The organism is Providencia sp. NPDC089933 (assembly GCF_049545585.1).
Taxonomy (GTDB): domain Bacteria; phylum Pseudomonadota; class Gammaproteobacteria; order Enterobacterales; family Enterobacteriaceae; genus Providencia; species Providencia huashanensis.
This window is the reverse complement of the sequence record NZ_JBMWDT010000003.1, coordinates 145,005-163,305: the sequence shown is the minus strand read 5'-3', so window position 1 is coordinate 163,305 and position 18,301 is coordinate 145,005. Positions and strand designations below refer to the sequence as shown.

The 18,301-nt window shown below is 41.9% G+C and carries 18 protein-coding genes; 1 reads left to right on the top strand and 17 read right to left on the bottom strand.

Features of this window, described 5'->3' with window-relative positions; translation table 11 throughout:
- Positions 1-8: 8 nt before the first annotated feature.
- The 17 genes from ACPEH5_RS06220 to ACPEH5_RS06140 all read right to left on the bottom strand — a co-directional run bounded on the left by ACPEH5_RS06220 (position 9) and on the right by ACPEH5_RS06140 (position 16,931).
- Positions 9-407, bottom strand: coding sequence for a hypothetical protein (locus tag ACPEH5_RS06220; RefSeq protein WP_281110688.1), 399 nt, complete (start codon positions 405-407; stop codon positions 9-11).
- Positions 404-946: a LemA family protein gene (locus ACPEH5_RS06215; protein ID WP_281110687.1), complete on the bottom strand. Its 543-nt coding sequence runs from the start codon at positions 944-946 to the stop codon at positions 404-406. Before ACPEH5_RS06215 ends, ACPEH5_RS06220 begins: the two co-directional genes overlap by 4 nt.
- 1 nt (position 947) lies before the next feature.
- Positions 948-1,988: a hypothetical protein gene (locus ACPEH5_RS06210; RefSeq protein ID WP_198861429.1), complete on the bottom strand. Its 1,041-nt coding sequence runs from the start codon at positions 1,986-1,988 to the stop codon at positions 948-950.
- Between the two features lie 30 nt (positions 1,989-2,018).
- A complete protein-coding gene (locus ACPEH5_RS06205) occupies positions 2,019-2,576 on the bottom strand; it encodes a LemA family protein (protein WP_129466848.1) in 558 nt (185 codons plus the stop codon).
- 227 nt (positions 2,577-2,803) lie between these two features.
- On the bottom strand, positions 2,804-3,322 hold the full coding sequence (hpaC, locus tag ACPEH5_RS06200) for a 4-hydroxyphenylacetate 3-monooxygenase, reductase component (RefSeq protein ID WP_042846858.1): 519 nt from the start codon (positions 3,320-3,322) through the stop codon (positions 2,804-2,806).
- A 19-nt stretch (positions 3,323-3,341) separates the two neighbouring features.
- Positions 3,342-4,904: a 4-hydroxyphenylacetate 3-monooxygenase, oxygenase component gene (gene hpaB / locus ACPEH5_RS06195; protein WP_042846857.1), complete on the bottom strand. Its 1,563-nt coding sequence runs from the start codon at positions 4,902-4,904 to the stop codon at positions 3,342-3,344.
- Between the two features lie 513 nt (positions 4,905-5,417).
- A complete protein-coding gene (gene hpaA, locus ACPEH5_RS06190; RefSeq protein WP_042846856.1) occupies positions 5,418-6,308 on the bottom strand; it encodes a 4-hydroxyphenylacetate catabolism regulatory protein HpaA in 891 nt (296 codons plus the stop codon).
- Positions 6,309-6,488: 180 nt separating this feature from the next.
- Positions 6,489-7,856, bottom strand: a complete 1,368-nt coding sequence (hpaX, locus tag ACPEH5_RS06185) for a 4-hydroxyphenylacetate permease (RefSeq protein WP_042846855.1) — start codon at positions 7,854-7,856, stop codon at positions 6,489-6,491.
- A 163-nt stretch (positions 7,857-8,019) separates the two neighbouring features.
- On the bottom strand, positions 8,020-8,826 hold the full coding sequence (gene hpaI, locus ACPEH5_RS06180; protein ID WP_129466847.1) for a 4-hydroxy-2-oxoheptanedioate aldolase: 807 nt from the start codon (positions 8,824-8,826) through the stop codon (positions 8,020-8,022).
- A 9-nt stretch (positions 8,827-8,835) separates the two neighbouring features.
- On the bottom strand, positions 8,836-9,639 hold the full coding sequence (hpaH, locus tag ACPEH5_RS06175) for a 2-oxo-hept-4-ene-1,7-dioate hydratase (protein ID WP_129466846.1): 804 nt from the start codon (positions 9,637-9,639) through the stop codon (positions 8,836-8,838).
- 192 nt (positions 9,640-9,831) lie between these two features.
- The gene (locus ACPEH5_RS06170) at positions 9,832-11,295 is read right to left on the bottom strand and encodes an NAD-dependent succinate-semialdehyde dehydrogenase (protein WP_281110686.1); all 1,464 of its coding nucleotides are present in this window, start codon (positions 11,293-11,295) and stop codon (positions 9,832-9,834) included.
- Positions 11,292-12,518 carry a Bcr/CflA family multidrug efflux MFS transporter gene (locus ACPEH5_RS06165; protein WP_080750906.1) on the bottom strand — a complete coding sequence of 409 codons (1,227 nt, stop codon included), beginning with the start codon at positions 12,516-12,518 and terminating at the stop codon, positions 11,292-11,294. Before ACPEH5_RS06165 ends, ACPEH5_RS06170 begins: the two co-directional genes overlap by 4 nt.
- 40 nt (positions 12,519-12,558) lie before the next feature.
- Positions 12,559-12,942: a 5-carboxymethyl-2-hydroxymuconate Delta-isomerase gene (locus tag ACPEH5_RS06160; RefSeq protein WP_042846851.1), complete on the bottom strand. Its 384-nt coding sequence runs from the start codon at positions 12,940-12,942 to the stop codon at positions 12,559-12,561.
- A gap of 9 nt (positions 12,943-12,951) precedes the next feature.
- On the bottom strand, positions 12,952-13,833 hold the full coding sequence (gene hpaD / locus ACPEH5_RS06155; protein ID WP_042846850.1) for a 3,4-dihydroxyphenylacetate 2,3-dioxygenase: 882 nt from the start codon (positions 13,831-13,833) through the stop codon (positions 12,952-12,954).
- A 223-nt stretch (positions 13,834-14,056) separates the two neighbouring features.
- Complete coding sequence (gene hpaE, locus ACPEH5_RS06150) at positions 14,057-15,523, bottom strand: 5-carboxymethyl-2-hydroxymuconate semialdehyde dehydrogenase (protein WP_042846849.1); 1,467 nt, start codon at positions 15,521-15,523, stop codon at positions 14,057-14,059.
- Entirely contained in the window at positions 15,523-16,302 is a 780-nt protein-coding gene (locus ACPEH5_RS06145; protein WP_042846848.1) for a fumarylacetoacetate hydrolase family protein, read from the bottom strand. The genes hpaE and ACPEH5_RS06145 overlap by 1 nt, the downstream gene beginning before the upstream one ends.
- Positions 16,302-16,931, bottom strand: a complete 630-nt coding sequence (locus ACPEH5_RS06140) for a fumarylacetoacetate hydrolase family protein (protein ID WP_042846847.1) — start codon at positions 16,929-16,931, stop codon at positions 16,302-16,304. Before ACPEH5_RS06140 ends, ACPEH5_RS06145 begins: the two co-directional genes overlap by 1 nt.
- 428 nt (positions 16,932-17,359) lie before the next feature.
- On the opposite strand from ACPEH5_RS06140, the gene hpaR reads away from it, so the two are divergent.
- Entirely contained in the window at positions 17,360-17,815 is a 456-nt protein-coding gene (gene hpaR, locus ACPEH5_RS06135) for a homoprotocatechuate degradation operon regulator HpaR (protein ID WP_042846846.1), read from the top strand.
- The last annotated feature ends 486 nt before the right edge of the window (positions 17,816-18,301 follow it).

The following is an 18,301-nucleotide window of genomic DNA, read 5'->3' as shown; positions in this document are numbered from 1 at the left end:
TTTGTCCTCTATTTTTTGTTTTTCCGTTTGGATTTTTGTTTTTTGGTTTCTTTTTCAATTTTATTTTCAATGGAATTAAAATAGATCTCCAAATAATGTCGGTTACTTAAAAATGAAATTAGGCAACTGGCAACAATAATGACCCAGATAAGTTGTAACTTGATTGAGTCTTCAATACTGAAAAGCAGTAATAGTGGGATCATCACAATCATGCTAATAAAAACTGAGCAAAATAAAGCCCCTGAAATATAGAGTGAGAGTTTTTTTAACCTGAGTATATTTAGTACGACAAGGGTGGCAATAGATAAAAACAATGTGCCGAACGTGGCAAACATAATGACTAACCCAGCTTCTTGCTCAAGAAGCCAATCAGTAAAACCAAACCAAGAAAAAGGAATGCTGATCATTGTGAAGGCTCCTGTTTACCGTATAGCAGAGGAATAGCTTTAAAGCGAAATAACGCTGCAAAAATTAGGTTTGGAAAGATGTGAATATCGGTATTGTAGAGTGTGACCGTTTGGTTGAAAAATTCACGTCTGTCGGCAATTTGCTCTTCAATATGCTTTGCTTGTGTTTGTAATTCCAATAGTACCGCCTTACTGATAAGCGCGGGATAGTTTTCTGCGGTAGCAATTAATGGCTTTATTTTTGGCGATAGTTGGTTTGCAGTATCAATTTTGATTTCAATGGCCGTATTGGATAAATAGCGCTGTCGGCTTTCAACTATTTCATTAATAAGCTGTTTTTCATACGCGATAGCTTTATCTGCCACTTGAGTCAGCGCTGGTATTAACTCAATTTGTTTCATTAATAGCACATCAATATTGGCAAATGCTTTGAGGCAATTATTTTTCAAAAAGACAATATTGTTATAAATATTAATTAGATAGCGAATGATTATATAGCCAATGATAACAATAATAATGAAGAAAATAAGCGTTTCCATGCTAGTTATCACCGAATAATGATATTTTGTCAAAATACAGATTTAATTGCCCATTACGGTAATTTATCGGGGTAACCAAAATAACCCCAATCAATAACAGTGCAATAATGGCGGTAATGGATAAATTCCGACGTAATGGCCCGGTTTTATTCCAACGTACAACATAGTCAGCTGGAGAAACACCTAATAGCATATGAGGAGCTTTGCGGATAATAACGGGCTCACCTTTTTCATTCGCGTCAGCGGTGCCAATCAGTAAATAACGGGTTTTTGGTTCAAGCAAATATTCAGTATAACGACGGTTGCCTTGCTCAATATCCATATGCGCTTGTAGCCCTGGATAAACAAAGTAATCGGGGTCACATTCTACCTTTACTGACCCTGTATCATCGGTCAGGATAAAACTCTCCATACGGCTTTTACTATTTTGTAATGTATAACTTTTTTTACCATCTTTATCTTTCGATATGGAATACTCAAAATAAAAGGAGCCATAGCAGGTTTTATTACCTAACTGGCTTTTAATTTCAGTACCTGTGGTTATTTCACCTTCAACTTCGACAAGCCCTATAGCTATTGAGCGTATTTTGGATGTCGCGAGGTTTTTTTGAAATTTTAAGAAGCGCTTGGTTGGTGTATTTTCAATAAACTTAAATACGAAGGCTAAGACAAATGCGATGAAAAACACTCGCATGTCGATAAAAAAGCCTACAAATAAGCAACTTGCTAGTAAAGTCCCCACGAGTACTTTAAGAAAAGCGCTAAACTTTGATGAACCTTCATTTTGTAATCGCTGATACCGCTGAAAGCCGGCTTTACTGGCTTTGACGATATGACGAATAATAAAAAAGGAAATGGTCAATATCACAATATAATAAATGATACTGCCGTAATCCCCTTGAGTAGGTGATAGCGAGTACCACATACCGCAGGCAATGCTGATAAAAGGGATGATCCCCCAATTTACTCTTTTATTTATCGAAAACTTATTATCGATAAATAAAATTAAAGCACCAATCGCTGCCCCGAGTAAAAAATACATATTCACAGACTAATACCCTTTACGTTGATATTATTTAAACTGGATACCATGATATTTTTTATCATCTTCAGAAATATCAAGTAATGGTAATTGTGTAAAACGAAAGGCATTAGCAATCAGGTTGTCAGGGAACATTTGTATTGCAGTATTATACTCTGTTGTTGCATCGTTAAAACTTTCACGGCGTTGGGCTATTTTATTTTCAACATCGCTTAGGGCTAATTGTAATTGTGTGAATTGCTCACCAGAAATGAGGGTAGGGTAATTTTCTGCGATAGCTATAAGGTTACCCAGTGCGCGGTTCATTTCATTTGAAGCGGTGATCTTGTCCGCCATATTTTGGGCACTAAAGTAGCTTTGGCGTGCGTCACTTAATGAGATAAAAAGGCTTTTTTCATGTTCCATTGCTTTTTCTGTAATAGTGACCAGTTGTGGAATTTGATCGGCACGCTGCTTTAAAACCACGTCGATATTAGCAAATTGGTTATTCACTTGGTTACGCGCATTGATTAAGCGGTTATAAATAGATATCCCCCAGCCAACAGCCAATAATAATAAAACAGCTACAATGATAAGAGTGATGGTCATATTAATGCCTTTTAGTCAGCGGTTTTTATTTAATTTGATTTTAGCTAAACGTATAAGAGTCTTATTAATTATGCAATCAGAAAAGAGTGAAAGGGAATGTAATATAAAAAGAAAAGGAATATCGTAAAGTATTTCTGTAACAGTTTAGTATATATAACAAAATAGCCTCTTAAATTAGAGGCTATTTCAGTCAGATATACTCGTTATATTTCAAGTTGTATCGCTACTTACGCTGTTGGTTCAAGTATTTGGTGCATAACAGGGTGGAACTTGCGTTTAAAGTAAACCAGACCATGCCCTGTGTCATTGACAATGATTTGTTTCATTTCAACCATATACACTGAGTGAGTACCAATATCTTGGACTTGCGTAATTTCACCTTCGAGGTTGGCAAGGGCATTTTTCAGTAAAGGTTGTTGTAAAATACCGTTGTCCCACACATTCCAACTAAAACGCTCTTCCATGGTTGAACCTTTCATACCTGCGAAGTGGCAGGCGAGTTCTTCTTGATCATGGCTTAGTACGTTTACACACAGGCGGCCATTCTTTTGAAATACCGCATTCATGGCGCTATTGCGGTTGACACATACCATCAAAGTTGGTGGCGTATCTGTAACTGAACAGACTGCGGTTGCGGTGATCCCACAGCGACCTTCAGTACCATCCGTGGTGACTATGTTAACTGCTGCACCAAGACTTGCCATCGCATCTCTGAAACGCAGGCGATGTTCATTTTCTAAAGACATTTTGACCTCCTGCTGCCGATTATTTTAGCAGCGAATCTAACTGATTAATATCATTGTTGTTATGCAGGTGTGGACGTTTCCATCCGTGCTGATCGTAATCGGATAAACAACGATCAACCATATCTGTCATGGCTTTCATATTGCCAGAACCGTATGAATGACGCAGACATTGCAGGCGAATTTCATCTTGGCTACCAGCATAGTTAATTTCATACAGCTCATGACGGCCACCAAATTCACTGCCGATTGCATCCCACATAAGTTTTAAGATCTTAATACGTTCAACATGATCCATACCGTTGGAGCCACGAACATATTTTGCTAAATACTTATCAATCTCTGGGTTATTCATGTCACGAACGCTAGATGGTAGATAAATCAGGCCGCTGGTGACGTTACTTTCTATTATATTTTTGATTTTGGTGTAGGCCATTGGTGCCATAACACGATACGTTTGAATTGCTTGAGTATCAGGTAAGAATGCACCGCCTTCCCAAGCTTTTGCTTCAGAGGTCATTGCATCAGTTAATGACCAGAACAAATTGCGCCATGCAACCACTTCACCTAAGTCTGCTTGTACACCACGGAAGTCGATAACACCAGTACACTCCAAGCTTTTTTGCAGAAGACCGGTGATGAAATCGAGTTTCACCGCTAAACGTACACAAGCTTGTAACGGGAACAGGCGAGCGAAACCACCTTGTACTGCCCAGTTACGAGCGCGATCAAAGTCGCGGTAGATCAACACGTTTTCCCATGGAATTAACACATGATCCATCACGAGGATTGCGTCATTTTCATCGAAACGGCTTGATAATGGGTAATCAAATGGTGCGCCAGTAGCTCCTGCGACTAATTCATAAGATGCACGTGAAATCAGTTTCACGCCATCAGCATCCATAGGGGCGACAAACATCAGTGCGAAATCAGGGTTGTCACCCATGACTTGCGCAGAGCCAAAACCAATAAAATTGTAGTGCGTTAACGCAGAGTTAGTTGCAACGACTTTTGCACCGCTGACGATAATACCTGCATCAGTTTCTTTTTCTAGTTTTATATAAACATCTTTTACTTCATCTGCGGGTTTATGGCGGTCGATAGGTGGATTAACAATAGCATGGTTAAAGTAAAGCCCACTTTCTTGAATGCGTTTATACCAGTTACGGGCGTTATCAGCAAATTGGCCGTAATATTCTGGGTTAGCACCTAAACAACTGGCGAATGCCGCCTTATAGTCTGGAGTGCGTCCCATCCATCCATAGCTCTGGCGTGACCAATCTGCGATTGCATCGCGCTGTTGGCGCAATTCATCTGCGCTTGTGGCGAAACGAAAGAACTTATGTGTGTATCCCCCATTACCGGTGTCGGTGTTCCAGCAAAGTTGGTCATGAGTCGTTTTATCATGAAGCGCATCATATAATTGTCCTATAGAAGCGGCGGAGTTACGAAAAGCAGGGTGAGTGGTGACATCTTTCACACGCTCGCCATAAATATAGATTTCACGGCCATCTTGTAGGCTTTTTAGATATTCCTGGCTATTAAAAGGGCGTTTAGCATCTGAACGAAAATCTTCTGGTTTCATGTCTACCTCGTTATCTCACAATGAGGGCTTGCAATGATAGGGGTACAAAGGTTGCAAGCTAAATTATGTTAATTTTATGTTTCTTTTGTGTTTATTAATTGAATCGCTTTCTGAGTAAGTTTTAAAGAGACTTTTTAAAGGTTAACGGGTACTTTTCGTTGGAAATGGTTTTTTATGAAAGAATTGTGATCACTTCGATGTTTTGATGTTAATGTAATTATCAGATTAAATATAAAAACAATGTGTATCAATCAAATATACTTTATTTATATATTAATATATATTTGTTATTTTGGTTTTTGGTGGTTGTTTTTTAATCTTGACATTCACTTTTTGTTAATCAGTTTGACATTGTTGATAATGTTGAAACAAAATCAATAAAACATCAAAATGTTTTTAAAATGTAAAATAAAAGTGTGGTGGTGGGAAAAGATAGGCTATCAGGAAGCATGAAAATGTATTGCATTCTTAATATGCAATACATGTGTTATTTTTGTGATAAAACTACCCGTACTAGTGGATATTTTGTTCGCGCCATAAACTTGGGGAACAACCCACTAATCGGTTAAAAAAGCGGGCAAAATAAGCGGGGTCTTTAAAACCAAGCTGGTAGGCAATTTCAGAGACTGGGCTATCAGAAAATAGCAGCATACGTTTTGCTTCCCTTAATATCCTATCAAAAATGAGCCGTTTAGGCGGCCTATTCGCGAAACGGCGGCACATATCTTTCAATCGAGATTCAGTGACCCCGAGTTTTTTTGCATACTCAGGTACTGCTAGGTGCTCATGATAATGTAAGTCAATGAGTTGATTAAAGCGTTGGAATAAACGATGCTCCCCTCGAACACCTGTGGTCGGGTGCTCATCAAGAGGGATTGACCTTAGTAGAAAAGCAAAAAAAGCCTGTGCTAAAGAGGATAAAACCTGATCTTTCCCTACAGCGTTATTTGCCGATTCACGAGCCATTAGCGCCCAATAATGATTGAAGGTGTCAATATCTTCGGGTTTGTCTGCAACAGATAAACAAATTGCTGGAATATTGACTAAGTCAGGGTTAGCAGGGTAAAGCGAACCCAATAGTGGGCTAATTAAATCTTGCCGTACAGTTAGTACGTGCCCATCAGTGTCTTCTTGGGTAAAGAAGGCATGGGCGACAGATGGGGGCGTTAGAATAAATAAAGGTGCCTGAACCGAATAACGAGATTCATCAAGTTGTAGGGTGATATGACCAGTAACCAAATAGTGTAATTGGAAAAAACCGTCATGGCGATGGGCTTGCATATCACGGCCAAAGAAAGCCGCCATGTTACCAAAGGTTTGGTAGTGAACGTCATCGTTACCTTGGGTTTCGTCGTAGTCTGTACTGATGTCGATATTCGTAATTAAAGTTGAGTTACCCTTCATTCTTCGGCTCGCAGCGTTGTTGGCCTCACAAGCCAACCCTAGTCACATACCGCAGTATGTTCTTAAGGGTTAACTTGCTTGCCGCCTAGCTGCAAACCAAATTATTTTGGGTAACACCCTTTAATAATTATTTGCAGCATAAATTATTAAAACATTCAAATCATTCAAATCATCAAAATATTAAGGTGTTGCTCTTGGTCTTGAGTTCTTCATTGGGATAGCGATAACTAATAGTGCACCGACGACCAGCAAACCTGCCACAAAATAGAGGCCTGAATTAAAGCTACCTGTTTGGTCTTTTAGCCAACCTATCAATAGTGGACTGACGGCTGAGCCTATATTACCCGTTGCATTGATAACCGCAATACCGATAGCTCGAGCACGTAAACTAATGGATTGATCAGGGGTCGTCCAGAATACGGCCATGGCAGTGAAAGAACCTGTTGAGGCCATGATAATACCAATCAATTGGATAATTGGGTGACTCGTCATGGCAGCAAGTACCCAGCCTGCGGCGGCGAATAAATACGGTAAGGCAGTATGCATTTTCCGTTCTTGCAAACGGTCTGACCGCCGACTCCAGTAGATCATCCCTAAGATGGTACAAAATTGTGGGATTGCAGTTAACAGGCCGATCATGGCATTACTACTGCCTTCATTGAAGCTTTGCATGATCTGAGGTGTCCAGATGTTAATTGCGCTTAATGTATTGGTTAAACAGAAATAAGCGACGGTATACATCAAGACAACAGGGGTGAATATTTCTTTCCATAAACTGGTATTTTGCATTGCTGTATGGCTTTTTGAGCCATGGGGTTGCACTAATTCCAGTTGGTCTTGGTCCATCATTTCTTGAAGCGTGTCTTTATCTTCTTGGGTCAGCCATTTGGCTTTTTTCGGAGAATCATCCAGATAGAACCAAACGAGTACCCCAAGGATCACTGATGGGAAACCTTCTAGTAGGAACAACCACTGCCAGCCTTTTAAGTTTAAAACGCCATCTAAACCAAGGATATAGCCAGATGCGAGTGAACCAAATGCCATGGTAACTGGCATGGCTATCATAAATAAGGCATTAGCACGAGCGCGGAAATAAGCGGGGAACCAGTAGGTTAAATACACTAAAATGCCCGGTAGGAAACCTGCTTCTGCTATCCCCACTAACATCCGTAAGATGTATAAACTGGTTGGCCCGGTCGCAAACATGGTTGCGGTTGAGGCAATTCCCCAAAGCACCATGATGGTGGCTATCCAACGGCGAGCCCCCACAATACTGAGCATGATATTGCTTGGAATACCAAAAATAACATAAGTGACATAAAATAAGGTTGCCGCTAAGCCAAACATGGTGGAAGTGAGGCCGATATCTTTTCCCATAGTTAGGCCGGCAAAGCCGATATTAATCCGGTCTAAGAATGAAAACACAAATAGTACGAATAAGAATACTATCAGCCGTTTGAATAGTTTATTAATTACCCGTTGCTGTGGCTCAGTTAAATTTTTATGTTGCTCAGCAGGGTTAGTGCTTGCAAGTTGTTGATTACTCATATTGTAGGGCCCTCAATTCTTTCTTTTGAAGATTTTATAGGTACAAGGGACTAGTAGGCAGTCATGGTGCTGTCTGCCCTATATTGTGATATTGCTTTTTTATTTAGCTAAATAGGGTAATTGTCTGTAGGGTTAAAATTGACCTATTTAGCGATACTTATTGTTAATAAACGCTTGGTGTACTTGGAGTGACCTCTGAGACGGTTTTGCCAAATTTAGCTGCCAGCGCTTCAGCGGTACGAGCAAGTAATGTGGTATCCACACCTACTGCCACAAACAGGGCACCGAGTTTCAGGTAGTGTTCGGCAACGTCTGGTGCCGCCATTAAGATCCCAGGGGCGATACCGGCTTCACGAATTTGTACAATAGCTTTTTCTATTGCGGCTTTAACTTCTGGGTGATTAGGGTTACCAGAAAAACCCATATCGGCACTGAGATCTGCTGGGCCAATAAATACGCCATCCACTCCTTCAACGTTTAAAATTTCAGGCAGGTTATTCATTGCTTCACGAGTTTCTACTTGCACGATTACGCACATTTCATCATTTGCACGAGTTAAATAATCGGGGATACGGTTCCAGCGTGACGCACGCGCTAATGCACTACCAACACCGCGTATTCCCGCTGGTGGATAGCGAGTCGCACGGACGGCTTGTTTTGCTTGTTCAGCATTTTGCACCATAGGTAATAAAAGTGTCTGAGCACCAATATCCAGCAATTGTTTGATGATCACCGGGTCATTCCACGGTGGGCGGACGACTGGCTGTGATGGATAAGGGGCTATTGCTTGTAATTGAGATAATATAGTTTGTACATTATTCGGTGCATGTTCACCGTCAATCAATAGCCAATCGAAGCCAGCACCAGCAACAAGTTCAGCACTGTATGGGCTACATAACCCAAGCCATAACCCAATTTGCGGTTGACCACTTTTTAAGGCTTTTTTAAATTTATTTTCTAACAGATCCATAGTATTTCCTTATACAAAACGGCAGCTAATAGAACCCATATTGCCGTAGTCGACGTGGAACACATCGCCTTTACGTGCAGGAACAGGTCGGGTAAATGAACCACCAAGAATGATTTGGCCCGGTTCAAGTTGGACATTATGCGGCGCTAATTTATTGGCTAACCAAGCAACACCGTTAGCGGGATGATTGAGAACTGCGGCAGCGACACCAGACTCTTCAATCACGCCATTGCGATATAACAGTGCGCTAATCCAACGCATATCTAAGTCGCGTGGTTTGATAGGTCTGCCGCCTAAAATCACTGCACCATTAGCCGCATTATCCGAAATTGTGTCGAATACTTTACGGGGACGGTTAGTGTCTGGGTCTATGTTATGGCAACGTGCGTCAATTAGCTCAAGAGCAGGGATCACATAATCAGTTGCGTTATAGACATCAAAGATGGTGCAGTTGGGGCCGTGTAAGGGTTTTGCGAGAACAAAAGCAAGCTCTACTTCAATACGAGGGACAATAAAGCGGTCAGTGGGAATATCACAACCGTCATCAAAAAACATATCGTCAAGTAGCGCGCCATAATCAGGTTCATCTATTTGTGAGCTTGCTTGCATTGCTTTGGAGGTTAGCCCAATTTTATGGCCTTTGAGTATACGTCCTTCAGCAATTTTCAAACCAACCCATTCTTTTTGGATGGCATAAGCATCGTCAATCGTCATCTCTGGGTGATCCAACGAAATCTGGCGGATCTGCTCACGTGATTTTTCAGCCTGATTAAGGCGTTGGGCTATTTGCAATATGACATCTTTTTGTAACATCTTATTCTCCTTTTGCACCTCAGCTCGTCATACTTCGAGCTATAACTGCGTTAGCTTCACGATAGGCTTGCGCCTATCCCCTAGTCACACGGGTATGCTCCTAAGGGATTAGTCTCATTTGCCGCCTTGTTCTAACTCGAATTATTTAGAGCTAAGATTTTAAAAGCGAATACCGCCAGCTAATGTGTCTTTCTAATTAGAAAGACCACCGAAACAGAGGTATTTCACTTCCAGATAATCTTCAATTCCGTAGCGTGAGCCTTCACGCCCCAGACCAGACTGCTTAATGCCACCAAATGGGGCCACTTCATTTGAAATAATGCCTTCATTAATACCGACCATTCCGCTTTCTAAAGCCTCAGCAACACGGTAGATTCGACCGATATCTTTTGAATAGAAATAGGATGCCAAGCCGAACTCAGTGTCATTCGCTAGTGCAATGGCTTCTTGCTCATCACGGAATTTGAATAAAGGCGCGAGTGGACCGAATGTTTCCTCTTTAGCGACTTTCATGGATTCGGTTACACCGGTGATCACTGTAGGTTCAAAGAACAAACCACCCAACGACGCTGGTTTACCACCTGCAATCACTTTCGCACCATGAGAAACAGCATCAGCAATGTGCTCTGTCACTTTATCGACAGCGGCTTGGTTAATCAGCGGGCCTTGCTGTGAATCTGCTTGGGTTGATGGGCCAATTTTTAGTTCATTTACAGCTTTTGCTAAGCGAGCGGCGAATTCATCATAGACACCTTCTTGAACTAAGATGCGGTTAGCGCATACACAGGTTTGCCCGCTGTTACGGAATTTTGCGGCTAAAGCCCCTTGTACTGCTGCGTCTAAATCCGCATCATCAAAGACAATAAATGGCGCATTACCACCTAACTCAAGGGACATTTTTTTCACAGTATTAGCGCATTGTTCCATCAATAATTTGCCAACACGGGTAGAACCTGTGAAAGTCAATTTACGGACAATAGGGCTGGAGGTCATTACCCCGCCAATGGCTTGGGCATCTGTGCCTGGGACGATGTTAAATACGCCAGCAGGGATACCTGCTTGTTCACCTAATGCCGCGAGTGCAAGCGCAGAGAGTGGTGTTTCTGCGGCGGGTTTTAGTACCATAGTACAACCGGCTGCTAGAGCTGGACCGACTTTGCGGGTGATCATCGCATTAGGGAAGTTCCAAGGCGTAATTGCCGCAACCACACCGACAGGTTGTTTTATTGTTACAAGGCGGCGACCTGGGAGTGGTGACGGAATAGTTTCACCGTAAATGCGTTTACCTTCTTCAGCAAACCATTCAATAAAACTGGCTCCGTAGGCAATTTCTCCCATCGATTCGGTTATCGACTTGCCTTGTTCTGCACTGAGCAATTTCGCTAATTCTGTTTGGTTTTCCATCATCAAATGGAACCATTTATTTAAAATCTGGCTACGTTCTTTCGCTGTTTTAGCTCTCCATGCTGGGAGGGCTTTTTCAGCGGCTTCAATAGCTTGCTGGGTTTCTAACGCCCCTACATTACTCACTTTGGCGATAACGTGGTTATTCGCAGGGTTTGTCACTTCAAACACGTTGTTGTTTTGTGCGTCAACCCATTGACCGTTGATATAAGCCTGTTGGCGGAATAATGTAGAATTGGTATTTATGCTCATTTTTCGTTTTTCTCCGAAGACACTGATTGCACCTGTGAGTGGGGATTTTTAGCCGATAAATATTGGCTTGTGAAACTTAACCCAGCACAGATAGCCATAACGAGTGTCATAGCAAATGGGGATTCATCCTGTAATACAGAAACTGCAACACTAGCCAGAGCAGCCAATGCAAATTGAATTGAAATTGCGAGTGCACTGGCGCTACCTGCAATTTTTCCGCGATGTTGCAGTAACAGTGACAAACTGTTAGTGCCGATAGCATTTACCATCGATAGGAACAGTACCACCAGAATAACAATTATGGAGAGGCTTTGTTGATAAAAAAGTAACAACAATAAGCCAAACGCAAGTTGAAAACCGCTTTGCATGGTCAATATACGCGTCAAACTATAGGTTTTTAGCAACTTAACATTGAGTAACAGCATGACAATCATCCCCAAGATGTTGCAGCCGAATAACAGGCCATAATGCTGTTCAGAAACACCAAAATAGCTGATGTAAACAAATGGTGAGCCACTAATAAAGGCGAACATCCCTGCGAAAGAGAACGCCATGGTACCGATAATACTCAGTGCTTCTTTGTCGCTGAGCACCTGAGCGTAGTTTTTAAAAGCAACGCAAATAATATTCTCAGTGCCCCGCTGGTGGCGTAATGTTTCAGGGAGCAAGAAAAAAATTGCCGCCACGGAAGATAGGCCAATCAGCGCCAACAAATAAAAAATAGCTTGCCACTGAAAGTGGATAAGTAGAAAACCACCTAGTAATGGGGCAAGTAATGGAGCAATCATGGTGACGAGTGTCATTAATGACAACACTTTAGGTAATTCATTTGCGGGATACACATCCCTAGCAATTGCCCTCGCCATCACGATTGCAGCACCGCTGCCAAAAGCTTGTAGCGCCCTGAAAATAATTAACGTATTGGCATCAGAGGCTTGAGCACATAATAAGCTTGCTACGGTAAAGATTGCCAAGCCACTTAACAACATTTTACGGCGGCCCAGCAAATCGCTCAGTGGCCCGTAAAACAGCATCCCGACACAAAAGCCAGCAAAAAAAGCGCCTAGTGTGTACTGCATTTGCCCCTGAGAGGCTTGAAGAGCAACCCCCATCTGAGGTAGGGCAGGAAGATACATATCGATAGACAATGGGCCGAATGCCACTAATGACCCCAATAATGGGATTAGGTAGTGCGGTATGTGTTTATCGAAACTTTTAACCATCTTGCCCTCTCAATACAACGATTAGTTACTGCCTAAACCCTCACCCTTTAAATAGGGCGTGCACATTGTTTTGTTTGTAATTTAATACAGGGTCTAGCTCTTCCATGGTGAAAGATAGTGCTAAGTAGCGTTTTGCCATTAAATCAGCAAAATGGTTTTTGATGAGGTCGAAAATCATTTCCCCTGTTTTTTGCTTATCTTCAAGGGAACGACCAGCACCAATTTTTAACGTCATATGGACAAACGCATAGTCGTGCTTACCATCGGCCATCTGCCAAGTATCTAGCCAAATAGCGCGACTACGAATTCCAGCTAGTGGGAAAATCCCCGTCTCAGCAAGGGCATCATTCACTTTAGCGAATAACGCTGGGAGCTCGGCTTCATCACGAATGTTTTCTGTGCATTCTGCATAAAAATGAGGCATAACAATTCCTTATACAGTAGCGGTTTGTTTTTCAGTAATATAACTTGGAAGAGGGAATACGGCGTTAATTTGCCCTGTCCCCGAGCTGGCGAATAAATCCGTTAACACTTCCACTTTTTCCGCGTATTTATCCCAACCCAGCATGCCTAATAGCATTACCGTATCGTGCATATGCCCTTCACCATAGCAATAATCAGCATATTCAGGCAGCATTTTGCAAAACTCTTGGAAACGACCTTCACGCCATAGTTTCACAACACGTTTGTCCATTTGCTCATCAAATTCGCGGGTGTAACTATTCATACCATCTTCGGCTTTTTGGTCATCAATAAAACGGTGTGATAAAGAACCACTAGCCAATACAGCCACGGTGCCATCGTATTTTTCGATCGCGGTCAGTACGGCTTCGCCTAATTTCCGGCTGTCTTCAAAGCTGTGAGAAGTACAGAATGCGGAGATAGAAATCACTTTAAAGTGGCGGTCGCTATTCATATAGCGCATAGGAACTAAAGTCGCATATTCGAGAGTTAAGCTTGGAATTTCATGAGCTTGAGCTCGAACACCTAATTTGCGCGCTTCTTCGCCGATCATTTGGCCTAGGACTGAGTTTCCATCATATTCATATTCCATATCACGAATAAAATGAGGGAGTTCATTACTGGTATATATACCTTTAAAATGATCGGCGCAGTTGATGTGGTAAGCACTATTGACCAGCCAGTGCGTGTCAAAAACAATGATGGTATCAACGCCTAATTCGCGACAACGACGGCTAATTTCTTTATGACCATCGATAGCGGCTTGGCGGCATCCATGATTTTTACCCGGTAGTTCTGATAGGTACATGGATGGGACGTGTGTTATTTTTGCGGCGAGTGCCAACTTACCCATTTCCTTCCTCCTTCGCTTATCCGTCATACTTCGCGCCGTAGCGTTGTTGGCTTCATAAAGTTACCCTAGTCACATACTTCAGTATGCTCCTAGGGATAACTTCACTTGCCGCCTAGCTACAATACGAATTATTTAGGATAAGTAGCCAAATTAATTATCATTGATTCAAAATTACTTAGAATAAAGAATGGTGTAGCTTGCTACTGAATAATTTTGCTTTTTATTACACACCCCAGCGAGGGATGTTATGGTCTCCGTAGGAGATACAGACGTTCTTCATTTCCGCGAAGACTTCGAAGCTATACTCGCCACCTTCACGGCCAACACCGGATGCTTTAACACCACCAAATGGCTGACGTAGGTCACGTACGTTTTGGGTATTAACAAACACCATACCGGCTTCGATATTACGAGATAAACGTAAGATTTTGCTCACATCTTGTGTCCAAATATAGGAAGCTAAACCGTATTCGATATCATTTGCCATGCGTAAACCGTCTTCTTCTGACTTAAACGGAATTAAGCAAGCAACTGGACCAAAAATTTCTTCCTGTGCGACACGCATGCTGTTATCAACATCGGCCAGAACAGTTGGGCGTAAGAAGTTACCGTTTCTTAGGTGTGCAGGTAAGTCAGTTGGTTTATCTGGGCCACCAGCTAATAGGGTTGCACCTTCTTCCATACCTAAGCGAATGTAACCAGATACTTTGTTCCAATGTTGTTCGCTGATTAATGCACCGACTTGTGTTTTTGGATCGTTCGGGTCGCCGACGATGAGGCGGTTTGCACGTTCAGCAAAGCGTTTTACAAACTCAGGGTAAATGCTTTCTTGAATGAAGATCCGAGAACCTGCGGTACAACGTTCGCCATTTATTGAGAAAATAGTGAACAGTGCGGCATCTAATGCGCGTTCAATGTCTGCATCTTCAAAAATCAGAACCGGGGATTTTCCGCCTAATTCCATTGAGTATTTTTTCAAGCCTGCATTTTGCATGATGGTGCGGCCAGTGGCGGTACCCCCTGTGAAGGAAACCGCGCGTACATCATGGTGTTTAACTAACGCGTCACCGGCAGTACTACCGTAACCTTGAACCACGTTAAGAACACCCGCAGGGATACCTGCTTCAAGTGCCAGCTCCCCAAGGCGGTTAGCGGACAATGGTGATAATTCAGACATTTTCAACACAGCGGTATTACCCAGCGCTAAACAAGGGGCTGTTTTCCATGTTGCCGTCATAAATGGGACGTTCCATGGGGAAATCAGTGCGCAAACACCAACAGGTTGAACTAAGGTATAGTTCATCATTTTGTCGTCAACTGGGTAGGTACGACCATTCATTTGCTGGCAAATTTCGGCAAAGAATTCAAAGTTATGTGAGGCACGAGGGATCAACACATTTTTAGTTTGATGAATAGGTAAACCAGTATCTTGGGTTTCCATTTCCGCTATTTGAGGGACGTTTTCATCAATGAGTTCACCAAGGCGACGCATTAAGCGAGCGCGCTCTTTCATCGGGGTATTGGCCCATTTAGGAAAGGCATCTTTTGCAGCAGCAACGGCTTGATTGATTTCATCTTGCCCACCAGCCGCGACTTCAGCCAATACTTCGCCAGTTGCTGGGTTGGTGGTTTGAAAATAGTCTTTGCTAGCAACGTTTTTTCCGTTGATCCAATGGTTAATCTTAGTCATTACACTCGTTCCTCATATTCTTTTTCGCTGATAATGGTATTGACTAGTCTGCCAACACCTTCAACTTCAACAATGACTTCGTCGCCCGGTACCACATCAGACAGCCCTTTTGGTGTCCCTGTGGCAATCATGTCCCCCGGTTGCAGTGTCATAAAGTCACTGAGGTAAGCAATTAAAAATGGAATATCGAAAATTAGGTCAGCAGTTGTCCCTTTTTGGCGAAGTTCACCATTAACATAGGTATATAAAGCTAGGTTGTGAGGGTCTTTAACTGCGCTTTTATCGACGATCCAAGGACCAATTGGTGTTAAGGTATCGCGGCTTTTAACACGTAAATTTGGACGATAATAGTTTTCAAGATAGTCGCGGATCGCATAGTCATTACACACGGTGTAACCTGCGACATAATCCATCGCGTCTTCTTTCGATACTTTATGGGCAGCTTTACCAATTACGACCACTAATTCAGACTCATAATGCATATATTCAACATTATCTGGACGGACTGAGACTTGGCGGTGGCCCGTTAAGCTATTTTCAGCTTTAATAAAAATTAGCGGCTCTTCAGGTGGCTTAAACTCTAATTCTGTTGCGTGATCCGCATAATTCAAGCCTAGGGCAAATAAAGTCCCTTGTGCAGGAGGTAACCACACGATATCGGAAGAATCACCAGCAATAACATCCCCGTTTGGTAAGGTTATTTCTTCGTTGTCGCCAACAGTGACGGAATATTCAGTGCCTTTAAACAGAACTTTTGCGCGTTTAGTGATAGTAGACATTATTTTCCTCCTGCTGCCACAACGGTGTTTTTCAGGCTAGGGAAGCCTTCTGCTAGGATGACCACTTCGTCACCCGGTTTGATAGTGACACGTTGTTGTGGTGTGCCTATTAGGATCACGTCCCCTTGTTTTAGGGTGGCAAAGTCGCTTAGTGCTGCCACTAACTCGCTAGCATCGCGGATCAGATCTTTTGTTGACCAACGATCCACTTCCTTACCATTTACTTGAGTGATGATATCGACAGGAGCATTTAGCGAAGTTGTCGCCATTTCACCTATTGGGCAAAAGGTGTCGCGACACTTAGCTTTAATGGCAGGACGATAGAAGGTGTCTTCTGGCAAGCTCACTTCGTTTGCTAGTGCAAACCCTGCAATAAACTGATGTGCATCGGTTTTACTCACTTTACGTGCTTCTTTACCAATGACTAGCGCTAGCGTTGCACCACTTTGAACTTCTTCTCCAATAGGATGGATGATTGGCTCACCTGAGTTAATACGCGTATTACGCGGCTTAATAAACCACACTGGTGTTTTAGGTGGGGTTTTATAAGGGGCTTGCTGGAATGCCTCTAGCCAGTGATTAAGCTGGCTTTGGTGGTTGAGGGCAACGGCAAAAACAGTGCCTTTCATTGACAACTCCTTATGAAAAGAATTTAACTTTCGAGTAATTATTAATATATTAATAAAGTATAATTTTAAAATTAGCAATAGGTTTATGGAAATGTTAATTTTAATTGTGATCGTATTAACATAATCAGATGGCAATGATGCAACCCATTGTTATTGTATGGTTTATTATTTTTGCTATTTTTTATGGTTTACAAATATTTAACTTGTATGTTGTTTTTTAAATTATTTACTCATTAATATTTTAGGGTTTTTCTTTGAGATTGTTATTTGACCGTGCTACTCTTGGTAATAAGTAAATTGGTCGTGTAAAAGTCAGTATAGACAGTGTGCGATTGAACAAAATAACGTCCAATACAGCAAAATGGTAGTCACCGTGAAGCACCTAAATTGGATTAAATAACTTTAATTGAGTGGTGAGTTTTAAGCTTATGCATGAATCATTGACAATTGCATTGTTGCAGGCAAGGGAAACCGCAATGGGGTTCTTTCGGCCAATATTGAAGTCGTATAATTTGACTGAACAGCAATGGCGTATCATTCGGGTTTTAGCTGATAAACGTTCAATTGATTTTCATGAATTATCAGTCCAAACCTGTATTCTTCGTCCAAGTTTAACGGGGATCTTAACCCGTATGGAACGTGAGGGCTTAATTTTCCGCTTAAAACCGTTGAATGACCAACGTAAATTGTATGTCTCTTTGACGCCCGCAGGGCAAGAGTTATATGACAAAGCGCGTCAAGAAGTGGAAGAGGGTTATCAAAAAATAGAGCAGGCCTTTTCTCAGGAAAAAATGCAACGTTTAACCGAGCTATTAGATGAGCTAATTGCATTAGAGAGCCCAGATTATAGTAATATTTCTGCTGATAAGAGAAAGAGCGCCTAAATTTTCGTCATATTTCGAGCTCTAGCTGTGTTGGCTTCTTTCGGCTATTTGGGTCACATACTAATGTATGCTCCCCAAACTATCCTCAATCGCCGCCTTGCTAGAGTTCGAACTATTTAGAAAATTAATTTGTACTCGTTATATTTCGAGCTCTAGCTGTGTTGGCTTCTTTCGGCTATTTGGGTCACATACTGATATATTCTCCCCAAACTATCCTCAATCGCCGCCTTGCTAGAGTTCGAACTATTTAGAAAATTAATTTGTATTCGTTATATTTCGAGCTCTAGCTGTGTTGGCTTCTTTCGGCTATTTGGGTCACATACTAATGTATGCTCCCCAAACTATCCTCAATTGCCGCCTTGCTAGAGTTCGAACTATTTAGAAAATTAATTTGTATTCGTTATATTTTGAGCTCTAGCTGTGTTGGCTTCTTTCGGCTATTTGGGTCACATACTGATATATTCTCCCCAAACTATCCTCAATTGT